The sequence below is a fragment of the Bartonella vinsonii subsp. berkhoffii ATCC 51672 genome, from assembly GCF_902825225.1.
GTDB lineage: Bacteria > Pseudomonadota > Alphaproteobacteria > Rhizobiales > Rhizobiaceae > Bartonella > Bartonella berkhoffii.
Map to the genome: position 1 here is coordinate 1 of NZ_CADEAK010000345.1, position 386 is coordinate 386.

Annotated in this window: 1 protein-coding gene and 1 pseudogene; both read right to left on the bottom strand. The window is 43.3% G+C overall.

The window, feature by feature from the left end:
* The coding region (locus J7R10_RS09545) for a bL17 family ribosomal protein (RefSeq protein ID WP_281432524.1) at positions 1-209 on the bottom strand (209 nt) is incomplete at its 3' end.
* 32 nt (positions 210-241) lie between these two features.
* Positions 242-386: pseudogene (locus tag J7R10_RS09550) on the bottom strand (DNA-directed RNA polymerase subunit alpha); the annotation flags it as partial.

The following is a 386-nucleotide window of genomic DNA, read 5'->3' on the forward strand; positions in this document are numbered from 1 at the left end:
AGCGCTGCAATTGCTTGCCGATGTGCATGCAAACCTCCACGCTTACCGAGTGTAACGAGCTTTTCAACAATCGGACGATATTCTTTAGCCTTTGGAAGGGTCGTCACAATCTGCTCATGCTCAATCAGCGAAACTGTCATGTTAGCAAACATCGCTTTACGGTGACTGACAGTCCGGTTCAACTTGCGACCTGACTTACTATGGCGCATTAGTCTTCTCCTTAAATTTCAAATTTTAAATTTTAATACTGATCTTCATAACGTTTAGCAAGATCACCAATATTGTCGGGCGGCCATGCAGAAATTTCCATACCAAGATGCAATCCCATACATGCCAAAACTTCTTGAATCTCGTTTAACGACTTCCGTCCAAAATTCGGTGTCCGA